Origin of the sequence: Streptomyces sp. D2-8 (assembly GCF_023184515.1) — a bacterium.
Taxonomy (GTDB): Bacteria; Actinomycetota; Actinomycetes; order Streptomycetales; family Streptomycetaceae; genus Streptomyces.
In genome coordinates, this window is the sequence record NZ_JAAHBP010000005.1 from 47,216 (window position 1) to 70,421 (window position 23,206).

The window sequence follows — 23,206 nt, forward strand, 5'->3', positions numbered from 1 at the left end:
CGATGCTGCGTGTGGTGTACGTGTGGTCGGTGTGCCGTGCTGGTGGGAAGGGGCGGCGCGTCAGTACCAGGTCAGCAGGGCCGCACCGGCGGTCATGCCACCGCCCACGGACGCCAGCAGCACCCGCTCGCCGCGTCGCAGGGGCTTGTCCCGGTGGGTGGCGTGCAGGGTGAGCGGCACCGACGCGGCGACGGTGTTGCCCAGGTGCGGCGCGGTGTAGGCGACCCGCTCCGGGTCGATCCCGGCGTCCGCCACGAAGGTCTCCAGGAGCCTGGTGTTCGCCTGGTGGAAGACGAACCGGTCCACGTCCGCCAGGGCCAGCCCGCACTCGTCGAGCGTCAGGGTGGTCAGCTTCGCCAGCACCGACAGCGCGTAGTCGCGCACCGCGCGTCCGTCCATGCGGAAGAAGTGCCCGCCGGCCTCGCGGGCCTCGGCGTCGAGCGGAGTCCGGGTGCCGCCTGCCTCCACGCCGACGTAGTGGTGGAACTCCCCGTCCGTGACCAGGTGCACCGACCGCAGGCCGTAGCCCTCGGGCACCTCGCCGAGCAGGACGGCGCCCGCGCCGTCACCGAACAGGCTGACCGTGCGCCGGTCGGACCTGTCCATGATCGTGGAGAACATGTCGGCCCCGACGAGCAGCACCTGATCGCCGTGCCGGCCCGCCTTCAGCAGGCCCTCGGCGACCGCGAGGCCGTAGAGGAAGCCACTGCACACGGCGTTGATGTCGAAGGCGGGCAGGGTGGAAAGACCCAGCTTGTGCTGGAGGATCGCGGCCGTGGACGGCTGCGGCACGTCGGGGGTGCTGGTCGCCACGACCAGCGCGCCGAGCCGCTCGCGCGCCTCCTCACAGACACCCCGGAGCGCCTCGCGGGCGGCGGGGACGGCGAGGTCGGAGGTCGTGGTGCCCGGCTCGGCGTACCGCCGCTGGAGCACCCCGGTGCGCTCGGTCACCCACGACTCGGGCATCCCGGTCCAGGCGCTGATCTGCTGGTTGTCGACGACCTTGTCCGGTGTGTAGGAGCCCATCGACAGGACACCGACTGGCATGGTTTCCCTTTCCTGTGCTTTTTCGTGTGGTGGTGGGCAGCTGCGGCACGGGGCGTCAGTGACCCATGCCGAGCCCACCGCTGACCGGCAGCACGGCGCCGGTGATGTACGAGGCCTCGTCGCCGGTGAGGAACCGCACGGCGGCGGCCACCTCCTCGGCGCTGCCGGCCCGGCCTAGCGGCGTCATCGCCAGGTACTGGTCGAGGCGGGCCGGGCGCACGCCGCGCAGCATGTCCGTCTCGACGAGGCCGGGGGCGACGACGTTGACGGTGATGCCGCGGCTGCCGAGCTCCCAGGCGAGCGAGCGGGCCAGCCCGAGAAGGCCGGCCTTCGCGGCGGTGTAGTTGGTCTGGCCGGGCGAGCCGGTGAACGCGACGGCGGAGGAGACCAACACCATGCGGCCCCAGCGCCTGCCCAGCATCGCCCGGGAGGCGTGCCGGGCCAGGCGGATGACCGACCTCAGGTTGGTGTCGAGCACGGCGTCGACCGCGCCGTCGTCGAGGGCGAGCAGCAGCCCGTCCCGGGTGATCCCGGCGTTGGCGACGAGCACCTCGACATCGCCCTGCTCGGCCGCGACCTCCTTGAAGGCGCGCTCCACCTGCGCCTCGTCCGTCACGTCGCACCGCACCCCGAGCAGCCCCGCCGGGGGCTCACCGGTGCGGTAGGTGACCGCGACCCGGTCACCGCGGGCGGCGAGCGCCCGCGCGACGGCCAGGCCGATGCCGCGGTTCCCCCCGGTGACGAGCACGGAGCGGCCGGTGCCGCCGTCGGGCACCGCGGTGTCCGCAGTCGGTGTCATGCCGGCGTCACCACGATCACCGCGTTCTGGCCGCCGAAGCCGAAGGAGTCGTTCACCGCCGCGCCGATCTCCAGCGGGCGGGCCTCCTTCGCCACGACGTCCACCCCGATGCCCGGGTCCAGGCTGGTCAGGTTGGCGGTCGGCGGGACGAGGCTCCGCTCCACGGCGAGCACCGTGTACACCGCCTCGGCCGCTCCGGCCGCGCCCAGCAGGTGCCCGACGACGCCCTTGGTCGAGGTGACCGCCGGCTTCTCACCGAAGACCCGGCGGATCACACCGGCCTCGGTGATGTCGTTGAGCGGCGTGGACGTGCCGTGCGCGTTGACGTGGTCCACCTCGGACGGATCGACCAGGGCGTCGGCCAGGGCGGCCCGGATCGCCCGCTCGGCCCCGCCGCCCGTCGGGTCGGGCGCCGAGGCGTGGTGGCCGTCGGCGGACGCGCCGAACCCGGAGACCCGGGCCCGGACCCGGGCGCCCCGCGCCCGCGCGTCCTCGACGCGCTCCAGCACCAGCATGGCCGCGCCCTCGCCCGCGACGAAACCGTTCCGGTCGGCGTCGAACGGGCGGGAGGCGGACGCCGGGTCGTCACCGCGCGTGGACAGCGCACCGGCCCGGGCCAGACTCGCCATCGCGGTCCGCGACATGGCCGCCTCGGCACCGCCCGCCAGGACGATGTCGCAGACGCCGGCCTCCAGCAGGGCGCGGGCGTACCCGATCGCCGTGTTGCCGGAGGCGCAGGCCGTCGACACCACCTGGTTGGGGCCCAGCGCCTTGAGGTCCATGGCGATGTAGCCGGCGGTCATGTTGACCGGGCCCATCACCATCAGCAGCGGGGAGACGAACTCCTGGCCGTCCTCCAGGTGTTTGCCGTGCTCCCGCTCGACCGTGGACCAGCCGCCCAGCGACGTGCCGACGACCACACCGACCCGGGCGCCGTCCCAGGACGCCGGGTCGAGCCCGGCGTCCTCGACGGCCTGCCGGGTCGCCACCACGCCGAAGTGGCTGACGGGGTCCATGCGTACGGCGCTGCGCCGCCCGAGCAGCGCTCCGGCGTCGAAGCCGGGGACCCGGCAGGCGAAGTCGACGGGCAGACCGGCCAGGTCCGGGTCGGTGGCGGCCGTGGACTCGCCCGCCCAGACCCGCTCGATGTTGGCCTCGACGCCCAGCCCGGCCGGGGTGACCAGGCCGACGCCGGTGACCGCCACGTCGAAGCGTTCCGTGCGCCCGCCCGGGCGCTGCGTGGGTATGCCGCTCATCAAGCCACCGGAGCCTTGGCGTCGATGGTGGCGAGGACGTCACCGAAGGTGTTCTCCGGGGTCAGCGCCGTCTCGTCGATCTGGACGCCGAACTCCTTCTGCACGATGACGCTGAGCTCGATCAGCGCGAGCGAGTCCAGGTCGAGGCTGTCGAAGGTGGCCTCGGTGTTCAGCTCCTCGGCGAGCACACCGAGCTTCTCGGAGACGAGGGCGAAGAGACGGTCCTGGGTTGCGGACATGGCTGTATCTCCTTGAGTGGATCGAGTGACTTGGGTGGATCGAGAGTTGAGTGGAGCGGGTGGGTCGGGCGGAGCGGGTGGAGCGGGTGATGCGGGTGGATCGGGTGGTGCGGCGGGTCAGTGCCTGCTGACGACGACCGCGGTGAAGGTGAATCCACCGCCGCCGTTGAGCACGAGCGCGTGATCCCCCCTCTCCAGCAGGTCCGTCCGGGCCAGGTCGGCGAGGGAGGCGTTGAGGTCGCCGGCCCCCACGTGCCCGGTGGCACGGCCGAGGTCGAGCACCTCGGCCGGGGTGACGTCGGTCAGCGGCGGGATGTACGCCTCCGCCATCGCCTTGCTTCCCAGCCGGGGAATCACGGCGTAACGCAACCGCGGGTCGTCGCCCGCGAGTCCGGCACCGGCCAGGGCCTCCTCGACCACGGCCCGGATCCGGTCGGCCGCGGTCTTGAGGAAGAACTCGACGCCGTACGCCTTGATGAACGCGCGCTTGGTACGCCGTACGTCGATCATCGGGCTGTGCCCCATGGGCGTCGCGTTGAACTCGTCGTCCCCGCGGTGCATCACCTCGAGTTCGGCCGCGACCCGGGTGGCCAGGGAGTGCAGCAGCAGGTCCGGCCCGTGCGTGTGCGCCGCCGGGGTGGCGTGGTGGACGAGGACCGCCGTGGCCGCGTCCCCGGCCGCCATGCCGTAGTCGCTGAGCCAGCGGTGCCAGCTCGGCATCAGGAACCGGTCGGCGGTCGTGACCAGCGCGGGTCCGGCCTCCGGGTCGCCCTGGAGCCTGCTCGCGGCCAGTTCGATGCCGATGGCGCCGCCGTTGCACTGCTGGAGCAGCCCGATGGGTACGGCACCGTGGGCGCCGATGCGCCGGGCGACGTAGTGCGGGGCGGACCAGGCGTCGTGGCCCTGGTGGTGGACGCTCGCGTGCAGCACCAGGGAGAGGTCCTCGGCCCGGGCTCCGGAAAGCGCCAGGGCCTCGGCCGCGGCCTCGACGGCCATGTCGGGCGGTGCGGTGTCCTCGCTGACCGGCAGGGACGTGTAGCCGAGCTCGCGGGCGGTCCGGGCGTCGATGTCACCGGCGGCCAGGGCCTCCTCGACCGTCTGGCGCTGCTCCGGGTACCAGGCCGTCGCCGTCAGCCCGAGCGGTGCGTGAAGTCGCACGGCCGTCACCCGCCGTCCGTGTCCGGGCCCGTGGGCACCGGGGCGACGGCGACCTCGGCCGTGCAGACCGACTCCCCGTCCTGAAGGAAGTCGACGACGCAGCGCGCCTCGCCCGAGGGCGTGACGGCCACCGTCACGGGGCTGTCCAGCTCCACGAACCGGCGGAAGGTGGCGCCGAAGGCGCGGGCGTGGTGCCGCTCGGCGGGAGCACCGGCGGCGAGCACGGCGGCCTGGCGTGCGGCCTCCATGAGCGCCATCGCGGGCACGTGGTCCAGGGGGTGGTCGTAGAGGGCCGGATGCCCCACGGGGACGTCCAGCGTGGCCCGCAGGGCGAGCGCGCCGCCGGGGCGTTCCACATCGGTGAGCACCACGTTCTCGGCCCGCTCCCGCCCGACCGATGCGGGTTCCACGGTCGCGCCGAGCCGGGTCGGCGGCATGTCGGACGAGGAGGGGGGAACGGTTCCCCGGCTCTTCTCCCGGTGGGCCGTGTAGCCGTCCCGGCTGAGGTAGCCGGCCACGATGGCGCTGGTCCCGGCCCTGCGGCCGGCGACGACGAACACGCACTCCAGCGTGGCGGCCAGCGGTCTGCTGCCGCGCCGCTTGAGGTCCCGCGCGCTCACCTCGATCACGAACTCGTCCGGAGCCTCGCCCCGGGCCCGCAGCGCCGCGAGATCCGTGAACTCGGTCGTCCAGTCGCTGATCAGGAAGGACGTGTCGTAGGAGACGCCCAGCCACTGATGCGCGACGACGGTGACCGCCTGGCGGGCCGCCTCCAGGAGGAACAGCGGATCGAGCAGCGCGGGGCGCTGCGTGTGGTCGTTGTAGTAGCTGTGCGCGCGTGGTGCCTGGACCGCCACGGCGAACGTCTCGTCGCCGAGCCGCACCGCGTCCGTGACGAAGACCTCCATGACGGCCCGGCGGTGCACCAGGACGCGGTCCATCGAACGCTGGTAGGCGAGTTCGGCCGCGGCCGGAGCGGATTCCGTCCGCTCCTGCTCAGCAATGGTCATGCCCCGTTCCGTTCGTCCGTGGGTCTGCTTCGACGGCCCCTGAGGGCGTGGAATCAGCCTCACAGCCGCCTCTGTGGGTTCGGCCGCGAACGGCGAGGGGCCCGGCCGACGGTCCGGGGCGGCTGGGTGGAGAGCCGCTCAAGAACCACTGGAGACCCGGCGCAGGGAGCGCGCCTCGGACATGCGAAAGGGCCGCCCCCTCAGGGGACGGCCCTGCTTCTCGCTCCGCCGCACCCCGGAAACCAGGGGCTGCCCGGTCTGTCTCCCGCGCGCCGGATCAGGACGGGTCGACCGCCAGGACCACCTTCCCGCGCACATGCCCGGTCTGCACGAGCTCATGCGCGCGCACGGCGTCGGACAGCGGGAACTGAGCGCTCACGTGGACCCGCACCGCCCCGCGGTCCGCCATCCCGGCCAGCTCGGCGAGGTCGGCCGGGTCGGGGCGCACGAACACGTAGCGTCCGCCCAGCCGCGTGACGTCACCGGAGATGGAGGCGAGCCGCCCGCCCGGCCGCAGCAACGCCGGTGAGCCGAAGAGGGTGTCACCGCCCATGAGATCGAAGACGGCGTCGACGCCCTCGGGGGCCAGGGAGCGCACCCGGTCGGCGAGCCCCGGCCCGTAGGTCACCGGCTCCGCCCCGAGCGAACGCAGGAAGTCGTGGTTGCGCTCGCTCGCCGTGCCGATGACACGCGCGCCGAGGGCGCGGCCGATCTGAACGGCGAGCGAACCGACCCCGCCGGCCGCCGCGTGGACGAGCAGCACCTCACCGGCGGCGATCCCCAGATGGCGGCGCAGCGCCTGGTGGGCGGTGAGGCCGGCGGCCGGCAGTCCGGCCGCCTCGCGCCAGTCGAGAGCGCGCGGCTTGTGCGCCAGGGTCCGCACGGGCGCGGCGACGAGTTCCCCGTAGGTGCCGCGCTGCATGTGGTCGGCGCGGACGTACCCGACGACCTCGTCGCCCGGGGAGAACTCGGTGACGCCGAGGCCGGTGCGTTCGACCACACCCGCCAGGTCGCAGCCCATCACCAGGGGGAAGTGCGACTCGAACCAGTCGTCGATGTAGCCCTCCCGGATCTTCCAGTCCGCCGGGTTCACGCCCGCGTACTTCACCCGGACGAGCACGACGTCCGGTCCGAGACGCGGTTCGGGGAGGTCCATCAGCTCCAGGACCTCCGGACCTCCGTAGCGCTGAATGGCGATGGCCTTCACGGACGAAACCCCCTGCTGGGACGGCGACAGCACGCACATCAGGACGATGGCACTCGCACTATAGGCGAGACTTGAGCCAGAGTTCTGCCACACAAACGGCAATTGACATATGACCGAGTACTCCGTCAGAGTCGCGGTCATGCTCGTACTGTCCGCCGCCACCGGCAAGTTCGGCACGAACGTCCATCTCGTCGCCGCCGGACCGGGAAACCCCTGCCTCATCGTCGACCCCGGGCACGACTCCGCCGACGCGGTCCTCGAGGCCGTCCGCGCCCACCGCCTGGAGCCCGAGGCCATCCTGATCACGCACGGCCACATGGACCACACCTGGGACGCGGTGCCGCTCGCCCGGCACTTCGGCGTCCCGGCCTGGATCCATCCCGCCGACCGCTACCAGTTCGGCGCCCCGGCCAAGGGGCTGCCCGACTCGTTTCCCCGCGACCTGCTCATCGGCCACCCCGACCGCGAGCCCGACGAGGTGAGCGAACTCCCCGAGCAGGGCGGCGAGCTGACCTTCGCGGCGGGCCGGGTCACCGTGCTGCACACCCCCGGCCACACCGGCGGCTCCGTCATGTTCCGCTTCGGCACCGGCGACGTCCCGCTGCTGGCCACCGGCGACGCCCTGCTCGCCGGCGGTCCGGGGCGCGCGGACGCGCCGGGCGCCAGCCCGGCCGCCCTGCAGAACTCCCTGCGCATGGTCGCGACCATCTGCCCGGACGACACGCGACTGCTCACCGGGCACGGCCCCACCACCACCCTCAGCGAGACGGGAATCCGATGACCGACACCTCCGAGACCCCGGCGAACGAGACCTCCACGACCTCAGGGAGCCGTATGCGCACCGTCCGTTTCCAGTCCTTCGGCGACCCGTCCGTCCTGGCCGTCGCAGAGGTCGCCGCGCCCGGACCGCAGCCCGGGCAGGTCACGATCGACGTCGAGTACGCGGGCGTGAACTTCGCCGAAGTGATGTTCCGGCGCGGCCAGTTCCCCGTCGACCTGCCGCACTTCCCCGGCCTGGAGGCGGTCGGCACGGTACGCGCCGTGGGTGACGGCGTCACCGGCATCGCGACCGGCGACCGGGTGGCCGCCCTGACCCTGGGCGGCGGCGGCAACGCCGAGGTCGTCGCCGTCGGAGCGGAGCACGTCGTGCGGCTGGACGGCGAACTCGCCCAGCTGGACGGGGCCTTGGCGGCAGGCGCCCTGTGCAACGTCACCACCGCGCTGGGCGTGCTCACCTCGGCCGGGCACCTCGCTCAGGGCGAGACCGTGGTCGTTCTCGCCGCCGCCGGCGGAGTGGGCACGGCCGCCGCTCAGCTCGCCCGGTCACTGGGCGCGGCCCGGGTGATCGGCGTGACGAGCTCCCCGGCCAAGGCCGAGTACGCGCGCGGCTACGGCTACGACAGCGTCGTGTCGTACGACGAGATCGAGCAGGAGGTGGCCGAGCGGACCGGCGGAGCGGGCGCGGACCTGGTCCTGGACTCCGTCGGCGGCGCGTTCCGCTCCTCGGTGACCGGCCTGCTGGCGGCCTTCGGCCGGCACGTCGTCTTCGGCAACGCGGCGGCCGAGGACGTCACGTTCGAGGGCAACCACCCCTGGTACACGAACAGTTCCCTCGTCGGCTACAACCTCGGCGGTGTCGCCGGCCGGGCCCCGAAGCTGCTGCGCGCCCATCTGGAGCAGGCACTGTCGGAGGTCGCGAAGGGCAACGTCCGGGTGGACGTGAAGGTGCTGCCGCTGAAGGACGTGGCACACGCGCACGAGCTGCTGGAAACCCGGGCCTCCACGGGGAAGTACGTCCTCGATGTCCGCTCCTGACATGCGTGAGTCGGAGTCCGGACTGCCGATCGAGCCGGTCTACGGGCCGGAGGTGCTCGAGACGCCTGGCGGCCCTGCGCGCCCAGCACCACCCCTCGACCACACCCCCAGGCCTATCCGCATCTCCTCGACGCATCGCCGCCTGCCGCGCCACCCCGTCGGCGGGCAGGCGCTGCGGATCTCCGGGACGCTCAGGCCTCGCCCGTGAGATAGCTCACGCGCGGGGCCTGTGCGATGCCTCACAGGCGAGAGGACAACGAGAAACGGGCCCCTGCCGGTGACTTCCGTCACCGGCAGAGACCCGTTCATCGGTATCTCTGGTTTGGTGGGGCACCGACGGAACTCGCTGTTCAGCGGCTATATGAGGGTTTGTGAAGATCGGTTCCCGCGCTGGTGTAGATCGTTTCCCGCCGCCCTGGTCACCCGATGCCGGTCAGCATCGGGTGACCAGGGCGAAACCACCGGGCTCGGTTGCGCTCACCCGGGTGGTTCGGTCCCGGCCGCGTCGGGAGGGGTCGGGACGACACCCGGGAGTGGGTTCATCACCCAATCCGCTTTCTCCCAAGTGATGGTCTCGGTGACGCGGATGGGTCGGTGCTTGGTACCTGCGGTGCCGGTCATATCCACTTTCCATACGCCCTCGAAGTCAGAGGTGCGCGTCCACCGGACGTCCCAGTCCTGTCCACCGTATGCCTTGATCCGGGCGCGGGCGTCCTTGGAGCCCTGGGGATGGGCGTCGAGCAGCCCGGCCAGCCCATCCTCGTCCGATGTGTTGAGGAACCGTACGTAATCGTGGAGGAAACGGTCCTGGTCCGCCAGGTCGGGTTTCGCGGACGCGGAGCCGTCCCCGCCGCCGCACGCGGTGAGCAGTAGTGCGAAGAGCACCGCCATGAGCAGCCCAGCGCGACGCCGCCGTGAGTGGTGTCCGCTCCCGTCAGGTGCGGAAGGCGTAGTAGGTCGCGCGCGGGTACTGCGCCACAAGGCTTTTCACCGACTTCCGGTAGGTGTTGGTCGAGTGGTAGGTGAGGTAGGGCACTCCATTGCTCTTGTACGTGGTGATCATGGAGTGGTCCTTGGACCGGTTGCCGCTGAAGTCCATCTGGAGGATGTCCCCGATCCCCAGCTTGTACACGTTGTCCAGGTTGTAGGCCCGGTCGCTGTGCAGAGCGAAGGACGCCCAGTAGTTGACGTTGATCCAGGACGTCGTCTGGTTCGAGGAGTTGTACCACCAGTTCTTGTAGCTCTTGTACCAGCCGGTGTCCTTCTTCCAGCCGCCCGCCCGCAGCGCCTGGCTGATGAAGTTGGTGCAGTCGCCCCCGACGTCGTTGAACTTGCGGTAGCTGGAGTTGTAGTTCTTCCAGTACTTCTCCGCGTACTTGGCCATGGCGGTGTAGTCGTAGCTCGCGGTGACGCTGACCTTGGCCTGGGCCTGGGCCTGGACGGTGGGCTGGGTCGTGCCCGCCTTGGTCTCCTCGGGGGCGGGGCCGTCGGTTTCGGGCTCGCCGCCCTCGTCGATCGGTTCCTCCGCCGCTCCGGCGGGCATGGGGCCGCTGTCCCCGGCGGTGTCCACCACCGAGTTGACCGCGGCCGGCCCTCCCTCGTCGAGAGGCCTGAATTGAGTCAGCTCCCACGTGCCGTCCGGCGCTGCTACGAAGGTCAGCTCGTGCCTGGCCTGGAAGCCGGTGGTAGGTGGCTCGTCGCCCTCGATCTTCTTGTAGGTGAGCATCGTCGTCTCGGTGACCTGGGCGGTGGCCCGGTCGCCGGTCACCCGCACCTCGTCCACGTCGACCTCGGTCTCGGCCGCCGTGTAGGCCTCATCCAGGGCGGCGAGCCGCGCCTTGCGGTCACGCAGGACGTCTGTCGCGGTGTCCTCCGCGCGGGACAGCCTGCTGGTGACGTGTACGTCGCCCTTCAGCGGCAGCGACGCGCCGGCACGGGGAGTCGCCTGGGATCCGTCCAGGATCGCGGAGGTCCGTCTGGTCAGGACGGCATCGGCGAGGGTGGCGAAGTCATCGGTGGTCTCGGCATCCACGGCGCGGGCTGCCCCGGCCGTGGCCTGGGCGGCTGCGGTGTCCGCGGCATGAGCGGTCGCGGCGGGCGGCAGCGCGGCCAGCAGCGTCGCCCCCAGGGCCAGCGCCGTGGCACGTCTGTAGCTCCCGTTTCTCATACAAGTCCCCCAACTTGGGCCCCACGCAGGCCGGTTGAGGGAATCCTGTCACCTCCCGTCACGGGCTGCGAGACCTTTTCGCACATACATTCCCGGATGTCCGGCTTCCGTTCTTGGCTCCCAGTGCTCCCCAAGGAGCCTTGACCATCAAGTGCTCAGCCGGGGTTGCCGGTCAGATGACCGAGCTGAGCAGTGCAACGAGGCGGTGGAAAGCCGCGGCGGCCGCTGCCGCCGCGGCTTCGGGTGCCGACGCCTCGGAAGCGCCCTGTTGACGCAAGTCGGTTGGCGGCACCTGGTTCCAAGGGTGTCTGCGACGTGGTGCGAAGGCCGTATGGATCCGCAGTGGCGGTCCACGGTAGTTGACGGCCGTCGGGTGCTGGGCAAAGGTCGCCGCCGCGGCTGCGGATGTTCAACGGCTGAAGTCCACCGAAACACGAACAACGGCGACGAGCGAACCGACACAAAAGGTGAGCGTTACCAGGACCATGCCTCGCTCAGCCCGGCCGGAGCGGATTCTCGCCAGGCTCCCCGCGGAGCACCGCCACACGCTGCGCGTCCACGCGTGGACGTAATGAGTTCCATACCCCATCAACGCTGGACGCCCAGGCCATCAGGATGCGTATTCATCCCGCTCGTTTGTGCGCACCCACGTTGCTAGCCTGACCGCCGTACGCCAACTGAGCGCACGGGGGAAGGCATTCATGACGCAGCCAGCAGGAGAGCAGCACATAGGCGCCGAGGGGGGACCCGTTGGTGTGCGGCTGAACCAGGTGCCTCTTGATCCGGGGGGAAGTTCTTCACCGGGAGGCAGCCAGCCGGGCCTTGCATCCTCGCCCGCGGAGAAGAAGGCCGCGGCCAAGGCGATCGAGGACCACATCGAGCCGGACACGAAGAAGGCCGGCGAGTGGGCGGATACCGAGACGAACTCGGCCGTCAAGGCGTTCGAGCCGAAGGGCGGCGACGGGTGGGTCACGTCGGGGGCCCTCAAGAAGGCCCACACGACGTGGGGTGAACAGGTCCGGAACCTGATGAACCGACTCGCGTCGGAGAAGTCCGCGCTGCGCAGCACCAACAACCTGCTGCAGAACACGGACCTGGGAGTCGGTTCAGGGCTGCGCCAGATCTCGCCACTCGACGGTTACTGATCGCACCACGGTCCGGCCTCGGCGCCGACCGAGCCGGCCAGCCACACGCGACCACGCACAACGGGGACCCATGCCGACGTACCACGAGATCATGACTGGCCTGCAGAAGACCGGCAGGAAGAACTACGGGTCGAACGACAACCCGCTGTACGGCTACCAGTCGTTCGTCAGCATGATCAGCACAGCGACGTCAAGTACGACGACCAGTTCCTGTATCAGATGGGCGAGGATCTCATAGCAGCCGAGAAGAAGCAGTCGGGGCTCTTCACCGAGTGGGGAGCCGGCCACGACGGCATCCGCGCCGACGCGATCGACGGCCTCCTGGGCGTGATGAGCAAGAACCCGGACGCCGCGACCGCCTTCTTCGACCCGGCCGGCAACGGCGCCGGCGCCGACCACGTCGACAACGACCATCTGCACTACCTGGCTGGCAGCGGGGACGGCACACGGGAGTGGCCCCAGCACCTGGTCACCGGGATCTCGGTCATCGAGATGGACGATCCGCTCAGCCGGACCGGGCTGGGGGCTGCGCTGGAGGCTGCGGCAACGGGGCATCCGCCGCTCGCGGCCGGTCAGGACCCATGGCCCGACGTGAAGCACAGCGAGGCCCAGGCCCGTGTGATGCACTCGATCATCACCGAACTGGCACCGTCGTCGGGTACGGATGCCGGTGTGGAGGCAAATCTTCGGCAGCCTCTGGCCAACGCTCTGGCGGGGTACACCAACGACACTCACGAGATTCTCGGCGGTATGGACGCGGACTACGTGCGGGCCGCGACAGGAGACGGATACTTCCGTGACGGCGACACCACGCGCATGGCGGTGTCACAGAAGGATCTTGTCCAGGTCATGCGCGGCTTTTCCGAAGACCCGGATGCCTACGCCACTCTGCACAAGGCCGAATCCAGGTACATCGATGCCCAGATGCGCAGCATCCCAGAAGGAGCAACCGACTTCGAGACGTCCGCACCCATGAGCAAGGCGGGTGCCACACTCGGGGCCTACTCGGCCATCCGAGAGGACGTACTCAACGACGGGCGTATGGCGGGCTACAGCGAGGCGGACTGGAAGTCGAAGATCGCCTACCACATCATCGGTGGAGCCGTCACTCCGCTGGCCATTCCCACGGCCGGTGGCTCCCTCGTCGTCGGTGACGCTCTCCAGCGAGGCGTGGACACGTGGGCCTGGCAGTGGGGGAACTCCATGAAGGCCGACGCTGACGCCACGGCCAATGCCGGAATCGCCGATGAGTACCTCAACGCCCATAACCAGATGGTCACCATGGTCGATGTGTGGGCCAGCGACCGGTCGGACATCGACACGACGACCAACAGCGGCAAGGCCGAGCTGGCGGTGCTCACCAACGACATCCTCAACGGCCACGACCGCGGAGCGAGCTCGGCCCAGAAATACCTCACGGATACCTCCAACTGACATCAGCCATCCGGCAGCACCTCATACCGCAACAAGGAAGAACATGTCCGAAGCACCTTCGCCGCACGTCCGGCGCTCACGCCGCGTTGCGCTGATCGCTGTTGTCTCCTGCGTGGCGGTGGCTGGGGGAATCGGAGCCTGGCTTCTTCTCGGCTCCGACGCAAATCCAGGGAGCTGCGAAGAACTGCTGAAGGACAAGCGCGTCCATGAGGCGTTGGGCGGTAACTACAAGGCCGGCCTGAGTTGTTCCGAGTTGGGGACGGCGGTCAGGAAGGCCACTGTGGGGTCCACGGCGGGGCAGCACTCGCTTCCGCAGGCTCAGGCCATGAAAGATGTGCTCATGGCCGTCGAGGACAGCCTGGAGACCACGGGTGGTGGCCTCGACCCGATCCTGCGCCCGCCTCTCGCCGAGTCGCTGGCGGACTACGCAGCGGACACCGATGCCATTCTGGGCATCGGAGACGCCGAGTACGTCAGCAACAGCTCCTATTCCAAGCCGGCTTGGGAGGACGCCGACGGCGTTCACATGGCCGTGCCGCGTACCTCGCTCCTCCGTACCGTGAGGGCGGTCTCGGAAGACCCCACGGCGTACACCACACTGCGAATCGCGGCGACTCGTCATGCCGCCGAAGGGCTTGCCGCCGTGGAACGCGGCGCCGATGGCGCCGAACTGACCGCACCACCGGCGCGAATCGCCCGCACGCTCGGCACCCTGGACGCTGTGGCCGCCGATACCCGGCGGGACCTAGGTGAGAACCAGGCGGCCCAGTGGGAACGCGACGTCTTCGAGGGGCTGACGGAGAAGACTCCCGAGTCGCCCTCCTACTCGAAGAACCCCGTGGACCACCTTGTTGATTCATGGCGGCGAACCTTGTCGGCGGATGGTGCCGGGAACAGCGCCACCGCTCTTGAAGAGCAGAGCGCCGACATGGTCAGCGCTTGGGGGAAGGCCCTGGGGCTGGACAGCACAGTGCAGAACTCGCTGCGGGAGGACTCGCTCGACGATTCCTATCACGCACGCAGTGACGCACTCCGTGAACTCGAGTGAGACAGGCTTCCGGCGGACGTACGACGACACGACGGACTACCCCCATCCATTGTCCTGGCCGACCCCCTGACCGGGGACACCCCACACACCGAGGACACGACACGTGACACACCCACGACCCCGGCTGATGATCGCAGCCGCTCTGACCGCGGCTGCCCTGGTGACCGGCTGCCAGAGTGACAGCGGCGCGGCGCCACTGAGCCTGAACGGCCTGACCGAGACCGCCGACGGTGTGCCGGAGGACGGGGCGAAAACTTGCCCACTGCCCTACGACATGACCGAGGCAGCGAAGGCCGTGGGCCTGGACGCGGAAGCCGGCCCCGGGTCGGTGCAGGAGGATGACACGCCCGTCGCCACGACCGCGGGCGGAAAGCGTGCCAAAGCCGGTGACGGACTGGCCGCGAACCCAGGTGCCCTGGTGAGCTGCACGTTCCACATCGGCCAGGAGGACATTAACGTGCACACCGTCGCAACCCGCGAGCGGCATGCGATCTACCAGCTGACACCGGTGGTCTCGTCGCTGGCCGCCGTATCTGCATCCGACGCGGTCAGCTACGTCGAGAAGGCCGGCGCAGCCGAGGTGGGAGAGGTGGTCATCACGGACAGCGGCAATGTCGCCGCCGTACGCCTGAAACTCGACGGCGACGGAGACGCCGCCCTCCTGGTCGGTGCCGGGCAGGAGGGAACCGCATCGCTGGACCGGAAGCAGATCAGCGACCTCACCGAAGCGCTCGTGGAACAGGTTCAGTAGACCGGGATCGTTCCCGTGGCCGTCTCGCCGCTCTGGCGGCCGTCCAGCCACGGCGTTCGCGCCTGCTCGTCAGTGCGCGCCAGGCCGCGCTGCCGCGCGGGCCTTCGCTGTTCCACCCCGGGTGGGTGGTCGGCCGACTTCGGCTGCGTCACCGTCCAGGGCGTAGACCGTCCCTGGTCGCGGATGCCGCGGGACGGCCGGTCCGTCCGCGAGGCGGATCAACTCGCCGTCCGCGTCGGTGTCCGGTGCCACATTTCATGGACGGCGGTGTGCGCGTGCGTGAACCAGCGGTCAGGAACCGGCACCACGATCATCGAGTGGCTGATGCGGACCATGGCGTCAGGCCGCCTCGGCGTGTGCCTCGACGTTCTCGATGCCGGCGTCCGGCCCGGGTCCAGCGGACGTACAGCCCGCCGGCTATGAGCAGGGTCGCGGCCGGAGAGAGCATCGGCCAGCCACGCAGCAGGTTGACCGCGAGGGTGACGGTGACGGCCACGGCGGCGAGGGCGTTGATCCAGGTCAGGGCCGTCTTGCGACGCGATGACGTCCTGGTCTCTGCCGTCATGGCGGGCGGCGGTACGACACGAACGCCGCACCGTCCTCGCGTGGCGCGACTGCCCTCCCGATACCGCCGGATTCTGCTCCCGCTGGTGGGCCTGCGGCGGCGGCTGAGCTCTGATCGGCCTGCGGGAGGAGCGGGTGTCGTGTTCCGCTACCGCACAACCGTTGGACACGACCGGTTGTCTTCTCCGTGGAAGCCACGTGGACCAAGGGAACCGATGATCACACTCCGGCAAGCCCGGACGACGCGACGATGTTCTATCGTCTCCAGACGGCGTCCTGGGCCGGTCCGCGGACCCGTCAGCTGCCGGAGGGTGCGCGGCGACGGCTCCCCGGGCGGTACCGAGGGCCCACAGCATGCGATGGCGCGAGGTGCTGGGTGCACTCGCACCGGGCCGGACGCCGCGTTCTTCGCCGTCCGCGATCGGCTTGCCCTTCGGTGTGGCATGGTCGTCCGTCCGATCGATGAGATCCAGCGGCATGCCCGTCTGTACGGAGGCATGCGGGATGGCTGACCGTCATCGCAGGTCCGACCACGCGCCCGCCCCGATGTGCCTGTACGGCCACGGCATGAGGTCCATCGGCAGCACGACCTCGGCTGGAGCGGTCGCTACGGAGGGCGGGGATCCGAGCGTGAACGCGTTCTTCTGTCGGGTGTGTGACGTGACCGAGCCGCTGATGCGGCGCGCCGACCTGCTTTCCCAACTCCTGTCGGTGGGGCGCGCACACGATCAGGCAGAGGACATGGAGAGTCGTCCGGCCGACCACCGGTAGGCGGGGGCCAAGGACAGTACCTCTGGCGCCTGGGGCTAACGTCCCTCTGCGGGAGTGGGCTCGCCCCACCAGCGTTCGGACCGGAGAGGAGACTCTGCGTGGCTGCTGACTCGGTGTCCCGCCTCGCAGTGGGGAGTCCGGCGGAGTTGACGTGGGGGCGGCTGCTGTCCTCGTGACAGCTGGACGTGCCCGCACTGCTGCTGGTCGCTGCCCTGGGACGCGCTCTACGTCTGGGGCGTGCTCCGGCTGCGCCGGCGCGGTGAGCGCTGGCCCCTCCCCCGCGTCGCGGCGTTCGTGCTGCCAGGGCTGAGTGGGCTGGTGGTGGCCACGATGTCGGCGCTCGCCGTGTACGACCACGTACTTGTTCTGGCCGGCCGCGGTCCAGAACGTCCTGCTCGACCTGGTCGCGCCGCTCGGCGCCTCGCTGCGCCTCACCGTCGAGACCCTGCCCGAGGACGCCGCCCGGCGGGTTCGGGCGGTCATGACCGGGCGGGTCGTGCGGCTGCTCACCTTCCCTCTGGTCAGCACGGTTTCCCTCTGGTCAGCACGGTCTGGTGCTGACCACCGAGCTGACGGTCTACTTCACCCCATACTTCGCCAGCGCCCTGCGCGTCGGCTGGCTGCACGAGCTGACGCACTTGCCTCGTACACCCCTGGTGGGAGACCGAGCAGGGTGAGGTGGCCGACCACGTCCGGCGCCAACGGCACGGCTGACCAGGCCTGCCGCGCCCGTCAGGTGCCCCAGGCTGCGAAGACGCCGGCAGCGCGGCAGCCGGGTGCCACGACGTGGAGGACTCGGCTGAGTGCTGAGCGCTGGGTACCGTCGACAGGGCGACATGGCCGGGCCTCAGCCCCTCATCCACGCGGAAGGACCATCGAACGGAGCGGTCGGCTGGAATACCGGCCCTCATCTGACAACCGCCGTGTCGGCCGTCGTCCATCCGTCGTGCGGTCGGGTGTGGTAGGAGCGGGCCTGACGCCGCGCCGCCGGGGCCCTCTGGTGTCCATGACTCGATGCCAACTGTGCGGGCAGATGCACAGCCGGGGGGCCGTACCCGCCTGTCGTGGGTACGGCCCCCGGTACGGACGGGAACCGCCGGTCAGGCTGCGGCGCCGGGGACGGTGCCCTTGCGGCGGCGGACGACGAAGACGGCACCCGCGCCGACGGCGACCGCGGCACCACCGGCGAGCGCGATGGTCGGGAGCATCGAGCTGGAGCCGGTCTCGGCAAGGTGGCCCTGCGGGTCGATCTGTGTATTGCCGGAGGGCTTGTTCGGCAGCGGCTTGCTGCCGCCCTGCGGCTTGGAGTCGTCCACGTCACCGGGGGTGGAGCCGGCCTTGAGGATGTCGAACTCGTAGTAGCTGTCGTCGCCGGAGTAGACGCAGTTGCCCTTGTCGTCGGCGTACATGCCGATGCTGATGGCGAAGCCCAGGCCGGTGGGGGCCTTCTTGTCCACCGCCAGGCGCAGGTCGATGGAGAAGGACTCCTTCGCCCGGACGTCGGTGTAGCCGAGGTAGCCGGCACCCTCGTCGTTCTCGTCCAGGGAGATGTCGGTCCACTGGCCGGTGGCCGGGTCCTTGAACTGCAGGGCGAGGTAGCTGGTGTCGATGAAGAAGTCGTCCTCGTCCACCTGGGCGGCGAACACACCGAGGTCGACGCGCTGGTAGGCCTTGTTGCCGGTGTTGTCGACGTTCAGCTTGAAGCCGTGAAAGCCGCTGCCCGCCACGATCTTCGACGGCAGGCCGGAGAGGCTGGTGTGCAGGTTCTCGTCGAACTTGGGCTCGTCGCCGTCCTCGCACTGCACCGGGCCCGGCGACGCCGAAGCCGACGCCGAGGCAGAGGCAGAGGGGGAAGCCGACACGGTGGCCGAAGCGCTGGGCGAGGCCGAGCCGGTGGCGGCCGGGGTCGACTCGTCGGCAGCCGGAGTGGACTCGTCCGCGGCGGGGGTCGACTCATCGGCGGCCGGGGTGGACTCCTCCGCGGCAGGTGTGGACTCCTCCTCGGAGGGCGCCGAGTCGCTGGCCGTGGGCGACGGGCTGTCGTCCGTGGCGTACGCGGCCGGGGCCGCCAGCAGGACGGCGGGGGCTATGGCGGCCGTCGCAGCGGCGAGGGCCAGGGAACGGCGAAGCTTCATGCGAACCTCGGAGGCAGGAGTGATCGATGTGTCCGCAAGATCGACCCACAGAGTGGGAAAAGGTTGCCCGAAGCCTCACAGATTCTTTACGTGATGCACATCACAAGGGTCGAACGGAGGTGTTGCGGGCATCTCAGCCACCGGCCAGGATCCAGATGGTGGGCAGCCGGGCGTACATCTCACGGTTCAGGCCCTCGTCGCGGGCTGTCGCGGCTTCGGGCGGTGAGTGTGTCAGTCGCCTGGCGATCGTCGGGGCATCGACACGGAAGCCCGGTCCGGGACCAGGGAGCGCATCCCCGGGCGAGTGAGGGGAGGTGTTGGCCAGGAGGCGGTCCGGCACAGCCCTGCCGCGGTCGACTCCGTCGCCGTGCGGGGCGCGGTGGCTGTCCATCGCCGACGAGCCGCAGTGCGGCACAGGCAGGTCTGCCAGGATGTGGCCATGCAGCCGTACGGGACAGCAGCACGCGCCCGACGAGGCCTCGGCCGGCTGCGGAACTTGCCCCTCCGCCGATGCCGCACCTCGGCGGCGGCATGCTCCGCGATGGAGGCCGGAGCACGATGCCCCGGGCCTGGAGCATGGGTGCGCGGGGCTGCTGGACCTTGCGGCTGAACAGGGTTCATCCGCAGAAGCGGAATCGCCCCATGGAGATCGTCCTGCGCGACGGCCGGGAGCGGGTGATCGCGCGGCTGCGTTTCCGGGCGTGTCCGGTATGCCGTACGGGGCGGATCCACGACGTCTGGGTCGGCGAAGCGTGGCAGCGGCAGGGACTGGGCCGCGAGGCCCTCCACTCACTGCTCGCTCTGCATCCCGGACACCGCTGGAGCACTACCCTGAAGACCCGGCAGGGGCGGGCCTTCTTCAGCGCGATGACCCGGGAGACGTCCACCGGCTTCCCGACCGCAGCCCCGTTGTGCCCTCATCTCAGGGGACGGTTCGGGCAGTTCGTGCACCGTGTGACCGGTCGGTCCCCGGCGCCGTGAACGGAGCCGGGGATGCGGCGGCCCGACTCGGGCCGTGAGTACGGGCCCGGCCGTCTGCGACTATGGATCTCGCTTCGCGGGGAGTGTGTGACGGCAAGGGCGGCGAGCTGTGCCGTCCTGGGGGCGCGGGGCGTGACCGCGTGGCGCTGGAGGGGGATGTGTCCGAGGAGAACGACCGGCTCGCCGTGCTGTCCGCCCTGCCGTTCGCCATGATGGCCGCGGTGACGGTGGTCGACGTCGCCACCGGACCGGCGGTGGGACTGTTGCCGTTGGTGTCGCTCGGACCGGCCTTCGCCCCGCTGGTCGGCGGCTGGCGGCGCACCCTGGGCATCGGTGTGATCGCGTTGCTGCTCACCGTCGGGCTGGGCGTGTACAACGACCTGTTCGACGCCGCGCGCGGCTACGTGAGCACGGCCTCGGTCATCGGCGTCACCGCGGCGGGGCTCGTCGCCGTGTCCATGCGCCAGAAGCGGGAGGCGGAGCTGGCCAGCGTCCGCTCGATCGCCGAGGCCGCCCAACGGGTGCTGCTCAAGCCGGTGCCGCGCCTGGCCGGGCAGCTGCGCGCCGCCGTCTCCTACATGTCCGCCGTCGCCGAGGCCCGCATCGGCGGCGACCTGTACGAAGTGGTCGCCGCACCGCAGGGCGTACGGGTGATCGTGGGCGACGTACAGGGCAAGGGACTGGACGCGGTGGAGACCGCGGCCATCGTCCTGGGCGCCTTCCGCGAGGCGGCCCTGGACGAGGCCGATCTCACCCAGGTCGGGCACAGACTGGCGCGGTCCGTGGACCGGCAGCTGGAAGGGGAGAAGTTCGTCACCGCCATCCTCGCCGAAGTGCGCGACCGCGAGGTCACCTTCCTCAACTACGGCCACCCCGCCCCCCTCCTGATCCACGCCGACGGCTCCGCGACGCTCCCCGAACCGGCCGAATACGCGCTCCCCCTCGGCCTGAGCGCCCACGGCCCGTCGGAACCGGAGCCGTTCCAGGCCGACTTCCACCCGGGGGACCAGCTGCTGCTGTACACCGACGGGGTTACCGAAGCCCGAGACGGCGAAGGTCAGTTCTACCCGCTCGCCGACCGCGCTCCCCTGCTCAAGGAACGCGATCCGGAAGCCGCTCTGGAGAGCCTGCGGCAGGACCTGCTCCAGCACGTCGGCGGTCCGCCGCAGGACGACGCCGCCATGCTGCTGCTTCGCTACCGGTGACAGCCGGATCACACCTGACGGTATTCGACCACCGGCGGCGGATGGGCGAAGCGTGCTGTCCACCGACACGGGAAGCCGTCCGGTCACAGGGGCGATCCGCAGTGCGGGCAGCCGCACGGCCTGCTGACATTGCTTGCCCTCGGCTTCGGCTGCGCCCTGGACTCACCCGAGATCATCCCGCTGCGCACTCACGACGTCCGCGAGGCACCCAACGGCGCCGTCGCGGTCCGCGGACAGCGCGCCCGTGTGGTGCTGTGCCGCACCGCCTGGGCCCCGGTCCTCACCGAGACCACCGCCTGGGCCTCCCGCCCCGGCCAGGCTCGCTATCTCTTCCGCCCGAGCAGTCACGCCCGCGGCACCAACACGGTCACCAACTTCCTCGCCCGCACCAAGAAGCCGCCCGGAGCGCCTCTGCTGGTCATGGGCCGGGCCCCGCCACCTGGCTCGTCGACGCCATCGAAGCCCGCATGCACCTGCCCACCCTGATGGCCGCCGCGGGCCTGACCACCCTGCGCTCCATCGACCGGGTCCTGCCCCACGTCCGCAACCTCTCCTCCGACCAGGCCGCCGCCGCGCTCAAGGAGGTCCGACCATGACCAGCCGCCTCGCACGCCACACCCGCATCGCCCGCCTGCGCTCCCAGCGCGCCCTCGTTCCCGACCCCGAAGCTGGCGAGGTCCGCGACGAAGTGGCCGGCTCCGGCCTGATCGAGGAGATCGAGCCGCTCGTCGCACGCCGCACCGGCTGCCCTTGCAAGCTCCCGGTCGAGGCCCTGCTGGTCGGCATGAGCCTGGCCTCCGCCCGCAACGGCGGCGTCGTGACCTTCACCGCGGTCACCGACTTGCTGTTCTTCTCCCTCTCCGAGCCGATGCGCGAACAGCTCGGCCTGCGCCGCTACCCCGACCACGACCGCGGCTTCGAAGCCGCCTACGCCACCGTCCGCCGCCTGCACAACATCCTCGGAGCGATCGATCCGTCCCCGTGGCCCAAGAACCACCGATTGGCCCGCCGCCATGCCGAGTCATGGCCAAGGCCGACCCGGACGAGCTCGCCCGCAAGCGCGCTCTCATGATCAAGCTGGCCAACCTGATCCTGGCCATGTCCCTGCGGGAGGCGATGCCCCTCCTGGAAGACCGCTGGAACGGCTCGGTCTGCGTCGACGCCACCCACGCCAAGGGGCTCGCCCCGAACAGCCCCGTTACCTCCACCGACCCCGACGCGGCCTGGTACGTCCGCACCGCCAAGCACAAGGACCCCCTCGCCCTCGACGACCTCGCCCCCGACCGGCAGGACAAGACGGGTGCCAGGCTCCTGACGAAGGCGGAACGCATCAAGAAGAGCCTGTTCGGCTACGACGCCTCCCTCGTCATCGCCCGTGACCCCAGCCGCAACGGCGTCCCCCTGCCCGACGGCTCCGCCGACCCCGACGTCGTCCCGGCCCTGGTCATCGCCTTCTCCGTCGACAAGCCCAGCCACCGCCCCGGCCACGTCGCCGTCGAGGCCCTCCAGCAGATCGACGACAGCCTCCCGCGCGGCTACCTGACGGGCGACCGCGCCTACAACGACCAGAAGCCGGAGAACTTCCAGCTCCCCGTCCGCGCCATGGGCTACGAACCCGTCTACGACTACCCAAAAGACCAGCTCGGCGTCCAGGCCGGCTTCGCCGGCGCGGAACTCGTCGAGGGCAACTGGTACTGCCCGTCCATGCCACCAGGAGCTCAAGGAAGCCACCAAGGACCTGATCAACGAGAGGATCGACAAGCAGACCTGGATCAACCGCATCCGCGCCCGAGCCGCCTACCTCCCAAGCAGCGGCCCGACGCCGAAGGCCACCGCCGCTGATGTGCCCCGCCGAGGCCAGCCGGGCCCAGTGCCCCTCAAGGCCTACACCCTCGGCCGCGGCACCCACCTGCCCCTCGTCGACCCCGCCCCCGACCCTGCGGGCTCACCTCCGTGCTGCGACCAGAGGACCGTCACCGTCCCGCCGGAGGCCGGTGCCAACCTCTGGCCGCCCCTCCAGTACGGCTCCGAAGCCTGGCAGCGCGTCTACTTCCGGCTCCGCAACAGCGTCGAAGGCATCAACGGCTACGCCAAGGCCCCCCTACGAACGCCTCGAAGACACCGGCACCCGCCGCATCCGCGGCATCGCCGCCCAGACCCTCCTGCTGGCCTTCCAACTGGCCCACGCCAACCGCCGCAAGCTCACCGCCTGGGCGAACTCCATCGCCCTCCACGCGACCGGCCCCACCGCCGGCCCACCCGCCGCCGCAAGACCAAGCCACTGGGCACTTGGACCCCCAAGGGCTACGTCACCCAGCCCTGAGACCTTCCTCACAAGCCACCAGTAGCCCGAGGAAGGAATGCCAGCCCGCAGCAGAACAACCGAAGATCCTCGCGCCCTAAAAACCGGACCGCCGACGGCCCCAAGCCGTCGGCGGTCCACGTGTTTTTCGCCACACACAGCAGAACAGGCG

Annotated in this window: 25 protein-coding genes and 1 pseudogene; 15 read left to right on the top strand and 11 right to left on the bottom strand. The window is 70.5% G+C overall.

The genetic code is table 11. The features are described from left to right. Positions 1–60 precede the first annotated feature (60 nt). The 7 genes from G3I77_RS12075 to G3I77_RS12105 form a co-directional block, all read right to left on the bottom strand. Entirely contained in the window at positions 61–1,047 is a 987-nt protein-coding gene (locus tag G3I77_RS12075; RefSeq protein WP_248503022.1) for a 3-oxoacyl-ACP synthase III family protein, read from the bottom strand. A 55-nt stretch (positions 1,048–1,102) separates the two neighbouring features. Continuing rightward, complete coding sequence (locus G3I77_RS12080; protein ID WP_248503024.1) at positions 1,103–1,846, bottom strand: SDR family oxidoreductase; 744 nt, start codon at positions 1,844–1,846, stop codon at positions 1,103–1,105. After that, on the bottom strand, positions 1,843–3,102 hold the full coding sequence (locus G3I77_RS12085) for a beta-ketoacyl synthase (protein WP_248503026.1): 1,260 nt from the start codon (positions 3,100–3,102) through the stop codon (positions 1,843–1,845). Before G3I77_RS12085 ends, G3I77_RS12080 begins: the two co-directional genes overlap by 4 nt. Beyond that, entirely contained in the window at positions 3,102–3,341 is a 240-nt protein-coding gene (locus tag G3I77_RS12090; RefSeq protein WP_248503028.1) for an acyl carrier protein, read from the bottom strand. The genes G3I77_RS12085 and G3I77_RS12090 overlap by 1 nt, the downstream gene beginning before the upstream one ends. A gap of 117 nt (positions 3,342–3,458) precedes the next feature. Continuing rightward, positions 3,459–4,499, bottom strand: a complete 1,041-nt coding sequence (locus tag G3I77_RS12095; protein ID WP_248503029.1) for a 3-oxoacyl-ACP synthase — start codon at positions 4,497–4,499, stop codon at positions 3,459–3,461. 5 nt (positions 4,500–4,504) lie between these two features. Then, positions 4,505–5,509, bottom strand: coding sequence for a ScbA/BarX family gamma-butyrolactone biosynthesis protein (locus G3I77_RS12100; RefSeq protein ID WP_248503032.1), 1,005 nt, complete (start codon positions 5,507–5,509; stop codon positions 4,505–4,507). A 277-nt stretch (positions 5,510–5,786) separates the two neighbouring features. Next, on the bottom strand, positions 5,787–6,716 hold the full coding sequence (locus tag G3I77_RS12105) for an NADP-dependent oxidoreductase (protein ID WP_248503033.1): 930 nt from the start codon (positions 6,714–6,716) through the stop codon (positions 5,787–5,789). 139 nt (positions 6,717–6,855) lie between these two features. Here G3I77_RS12105 and G3I77_RS12110 point away from each other — a divergent pair, with 139 nt between their 5' ends. Together G3I77_RS12110 and G3I77_RS12115 are read left to right on the top strand one after the other, a co-directional pair. Further along, positions 6,856–7,497, top strand: a complete 642-nt coding sequence (locus G3I77_RS12110) for an MBL fold metallo-hydrolase (protein ID WP_248503035.1) — start codon at positions 6,856–6,858, stop codon at positions 7,495–7,497. Further along, positions 7,494–8,531: a zinc-binding dehydrogenase gene (locus G3I77_RS12115; RefSeq protein WP_248503037.1), complete on the top strand. Its 1,038-nt coding sequence runs from the start codon at positions 7,494–7,496 to the stop codon at positions 8,529–8,531. Before G3I77_RS12110 ends, G3I77_RS12115 begins: the two co-directional genes overlap by 4 nt. A gap of 477 nt (positions 8,532–9,008) precedes the next feature. On the opposite strand, the gene G3I77_RS12120 is transcribed toward G3I77_RS12115, so the two are convergent. Both G3I77_RS12120 and G3I77_RS12125 read right to left on the bottom strand, forming a co-directional pair. Then, positions 9,009–9,422: a hypothetical protein gene (locus G3I77_RS12120; RefSeq protein WP_248503039.1), complete on the bottom strand. Its 414-nt coding sequence runs from the start codon at positions 9,420–9,422 to the stop codon at positions 9,009–9,011. A 43-nt stretch (positions 9,423–9,465) separates the two neighbouring features. Continuing rightward, positions 9,466–10,698: an amidase domain-containing protein gene (locus tag G3I77_RS12125; RefSeq protein WP_248503040.1), complete on the bottom strand. Its 1,233-nt coding sequence runs from the start codon at positions 10,696–10,698 to the stop codon at positions 9,466–9,468. Between the two features lie 701 nt (positions 10,699–11,399). On the opposite strand from G3I77_RS12125, the gene G3I77_RS12130 reads away from it, so the two are divergent. From G3I77_RS12130 to G3I77_RS12150, 5 genes are all read left to right on the top strand, one after another. Next, positions 11,400–11,843 (top strand): hypothetical protein, encoded by a 444-nt coding sequence (locus G3I77_RS12130; protein ID WP_248503042.1) that lies wholly within the window; start codon positions 11,400–11,402, stop codon positions 11,841–11,843. A gap of 91 nt (positions 11,844–11,934) precedes the next feature. Further along, positions 11,935–12,081: a hypothetical protein gene (locus G3I77_RS12135; protein ID WP_248503043.1), complete on the top strand. Its 147-nt coding sequence runs from the start codon at positions 11,935–11,937 to the stop codon at positions 12,079–12,081. After that, the gene (locus G3I77_RS12140; protein WP_248503045.1) at positions 12,063–13,277 is read left to right on the top strand and encodes a hypothetical protein; all 1,215 of its coding nucleotides are present in this window, start codon (positions 12,063–12,065) and stop codon (positions 13,275–13,277) included. Before G3I77_RS12135 ends, G3I77_RS12140 begins: the two co-directional genes overlap by 19 nt. Positions 13,278–13,320: 43 nt before the next feature. Continuing rightward, on the top strand, positions 13,321–14,325 hold the full coding sequence (locus G3I77_RS12145; protein WP_248503046.1) for a hypothetical protein: 1,005 nt from the start codon (positions 13,321–13,323) through the stop codon (positions 14,323–14,325). A 160-nt stretch (positions 14,326–14,485) separates the two neighbouring features. Beyond that, positions 14,486–15,076, top strand: a complete 591-nt coding sequence (locus tag G3I77_RS12150) for a hypothetical protein (protein WP_248503048.1) — start codon at positions 14,486–14,488, stop codon at positions 15,074–15,076. A 310-nt stretch (positions 15,077–15,386) separates the two neighbouring features. On the opposite strand, the gene G3I77_RS12155 is transcribed toward G3I77_RS12150, so the two are convergent. Then, entirely contained in the window at positions 15,387–15,641 is a 255-nt protein-coding gene (locus G3I77_RS12155) for a hypothetical protein (protein ID WP_248503051.1), read from the bottom strand. A gap of 629 nt (positions 15,642–16,270) precedes the next feature. Here G3I77_RS12155 and G3I77_RS12160 point away from each other — a divergent pair. After that, the gene (locus tag G3I77_RS12160) at positions 16,271–16,411 is read left to right on the top strand and encodes a hypothetical protein (RefSeq protein ID WP_248503053.1); all 141 of its coding nucleotides are present in this window, start codon (positions 16,271–16,273) and stop codon (positions 16,409–16,411) included. A 179-nt stretch (positions 16,412–16,590) separates the two neighbouring features. After that, positions 16,591–17,052, top strand: a pseudogene (locus tag G3I77_RS12165) (cytochrome c oxidase assembly protein); the annotation flags it as partial. A gap of 459 nt (positions 17,053–17,511) precedes the next feature. Here G3I77_RS12165 and G3I77_RS12170 read toward each other — a convergent pair. Further along, positions 17,512–18,546 (bottom strand): LAETG motif-containing sortase-dependent surface protein, encoded by a 1,035-nt coding sequence (locus G3I77_RS12170; protein ID WP_248503054.1) that lies wholly within the window; start codon positions 18,544–18,546, stop codon positions 17,512–17,514. Between the two features lie 642 nt (positions 18,547–19,188). Between G3I77_RS12170 and G3I77_RS12175 the strand changes: the two genes are divergently transcribed. From G3I77_RS12175 to G3I77_RS12195, 6 genes are all read left to right on the top strand, one after another. Next, positions 19,189–19,527 (top strand): GNAT family N-acetyltransferase, encoded by a 339-nt coding sequence (locus G3I77_RS12175; protein WP_248503055.1) that lies wholly within the window; start codon positions 19,189–19,191, stop codon positions 19,525–19,527. Between the two features lie 209 nt (positions 19,528–19,736). Further along, entirely contained in the window at positions 19,737–20,732 is a 996-nt protein-coding gene (locus G3I77_RS12180) for a PP2C family protein-serine/threonine phosphatase (protein ID WP_248503451.1), read from the top strand. Positions 20,733–20,861: 129 nt separating this feature from the next. Next, positions 20,862–21,218: a hypothetical protein gene (locus tag G3I77_RS12185; RefSeq protein WP_248503056.1), complete on the top strand. Its 357-nt coding sequence runs from the start codon at positions 20,862–20,864 to the stop codon at positions 21,216–21,218. Next, positions 21,200–21,328 carry a hypothetical protein gene (locus G3I77_RS40640; protein ID WP_282572848.1) on the top strand — a complete coding sequence of 43 codons (129 nt, stop codon included), beginning with the start codon at positions 21,200–21,202 and terminating at the stop codon, positions 21,326–21,328. Before G3I77_RS12185 ends, G3I77_RS40640 begins: the two co-directional genes overlap by 19 nt. Beyond that, the gene (locus G3I77_RS12190) at positions 21,325–21,804 is read left to right on the top strand and encodes a hypothetical protein (protein WP_248503058.1); all 480 of its coding nucleotides are present in this window, start codon (positions 21,325–21,327) and stop codon (positions 21,802–21,804) included. Before G3I77_RS40640 ends, G3I77_RS12190 begins: the two co-directional genes overlap by 4 nt. Next, positions 21,756–22,574: a hypothetical protein gene (locus tag G3I77_RS12195; RefSeq protein WP_248503060.1), complete on the top strand. Its 819-nt coding sequence runs from the start codon at positions 21,756–21,758 to the stop codon at positions 22,572–22,574. Before G3I77_RS12190 ends, G3I77_RS12195 begins: the two co-directional genes overlap by 49 nt. Positions 22,575–23,206 lie beyond the last annotated feature (632 nt).

Bases quoted from the DNA above. Each gene is read 5' to 3' on its own strand.
- G3I77_RS12125 (WP_248503040.1), bottom strand. From the start codon at position 10,698: ATGAGAAACGGGAGCTACAGACGTGCCACGGCGCTGGCCCTGGGGGCG.
- G3I77_RS12100 (WP_248503032.1), bottom strand. From the start codon at position 5,509: ATGACCATTGCTGAGCAGGAGCGGACGGAATCCGCTCCGGCCGCGGCC.
- G3I77_RS12115 (WP_248503037.1), top strand. From the start codon at position 7,494: ATGACCGACACCTCCGAGACCCCGGCGAACGAGACCTCCACGACCTCA.
- G3I77_RS12140 (WP_248503045.1), top strand. From the start codon at position 12,063: ATGGGCGAGGATCTCATAGCAGCCGAGAAGAAGCAGTCGGGGCTCTTC.
- G3I77_RS40640 (WP_282572848.1), top strand. From the start codon at position 21,200: ATGCACCTGCCCACCCTGATGGCCGCCGCGGGCCTGACCACCCTGCGC.
- G3I77_RS12090 (WP_248503028.1), bottom strand. From the start codon at position 3,341: ATGTCCGCAACCCAGGACCGTCTCTTCGCCCTCGTCTCCGAGAAGCTC.
- G3I77_RS12145 (WP_248503046.1), top strand. From the start codon at position 13,321: ATGTCCGAAGCACCTTCGCCGCACGTCCGGCGCTCACGCCGCGTTGCG.
- G3I77_RS12135 (WP_248503043.1), top strand. From the start codon at position 11,935: ATGACTGGCCTGCAGAAGACCGGCAGGAAGAACTACGGGTCGAACGAC.
- G3I77_RS12130 (WP_248503042.1), top strand. From the start codon at position 11,400: ATGACGCAGCCAGCAGGAGAGCAGCACATAGGCGCCGAGGGGGGACCC.
- G3I77_RS12155 (WP_248503051.1), bottom strand. From the start codon at position 15,641: ATGACGGCAGAGACCAGGACGTCATCGCGTCGCAAGACGGCCCTGACC.
- G3I77_RS12170 (WP_248503054.1), bottom strand. From the start codon at position 18,546: ATGAAGCTTCGCCGTTCCCTGGCCCTCGCCGCTGCGACGGCCGCCATA.
- G3I77_RS12085 (WP_248503026.1), bottom strand. From the start codon at position 3,102: ATGAGCGGCATACCCACGCAGCGCCCGGGCGGGCGCACGGAACGCTTC.
- G3I77_RS12080 (WP_248503024.1), bottom strand. From the start codon at position 1,846: ATGACACCGACTGCGGACACCGCGGTGCCCGACGGCGGCACCGGCCGC.
- G3I77_RS12120 (WP_248503039.1), bottom strand. From the start codon at position 9,422: ATGGCGGTGCTCTTCGCACTACTGCTCACCGCGTGCGGCGGCGGGGAC.
- G3I77_RS12175 (WP_248503055.1), top strand. From the start codon at position 19,189: ATGGAGATCGTCCTGCGCGACGGCCGGGAGCGGGTGATCGCGCGGCTG.
- G3I77_RS12190 (WP_248503058.1), top strand. From the start codon at position 21,325: ATGACCAGCCGCCTCGCACGCCACACCCGCATCGCCCGCCTGCGCTCC.
- G3I77_RS12110 (WP_248503035.1), top strand. From the start codon at position 6,856: ATGCTCGTACTGTCCGCCGCCACCGGCAAGTTCGGCACGAACGTCCAT.
- G3I77_RS12180 (WP_248503451.1), top strand. From the start codon at position 19,737: ATGATGGCCGCGGTGACGGTGGTCGACGTCGCCACCGGACCGGCGGTG.
- G3I77_RS12195 (WP_248503060.1), top strand. From the start codon at position 21,756: ATGGCCAAGGCCGACCCGGACGAGCTCGCCCGCAAGCGCGCTCTCATG.
- G3I77_RS12075 (WP_248503022.1), bottom strand. From the start codon at position 1,047: ATGCCAGTCGGTGTCCTGTCGATGGGCTCCTACACACCGGACAAGGTC.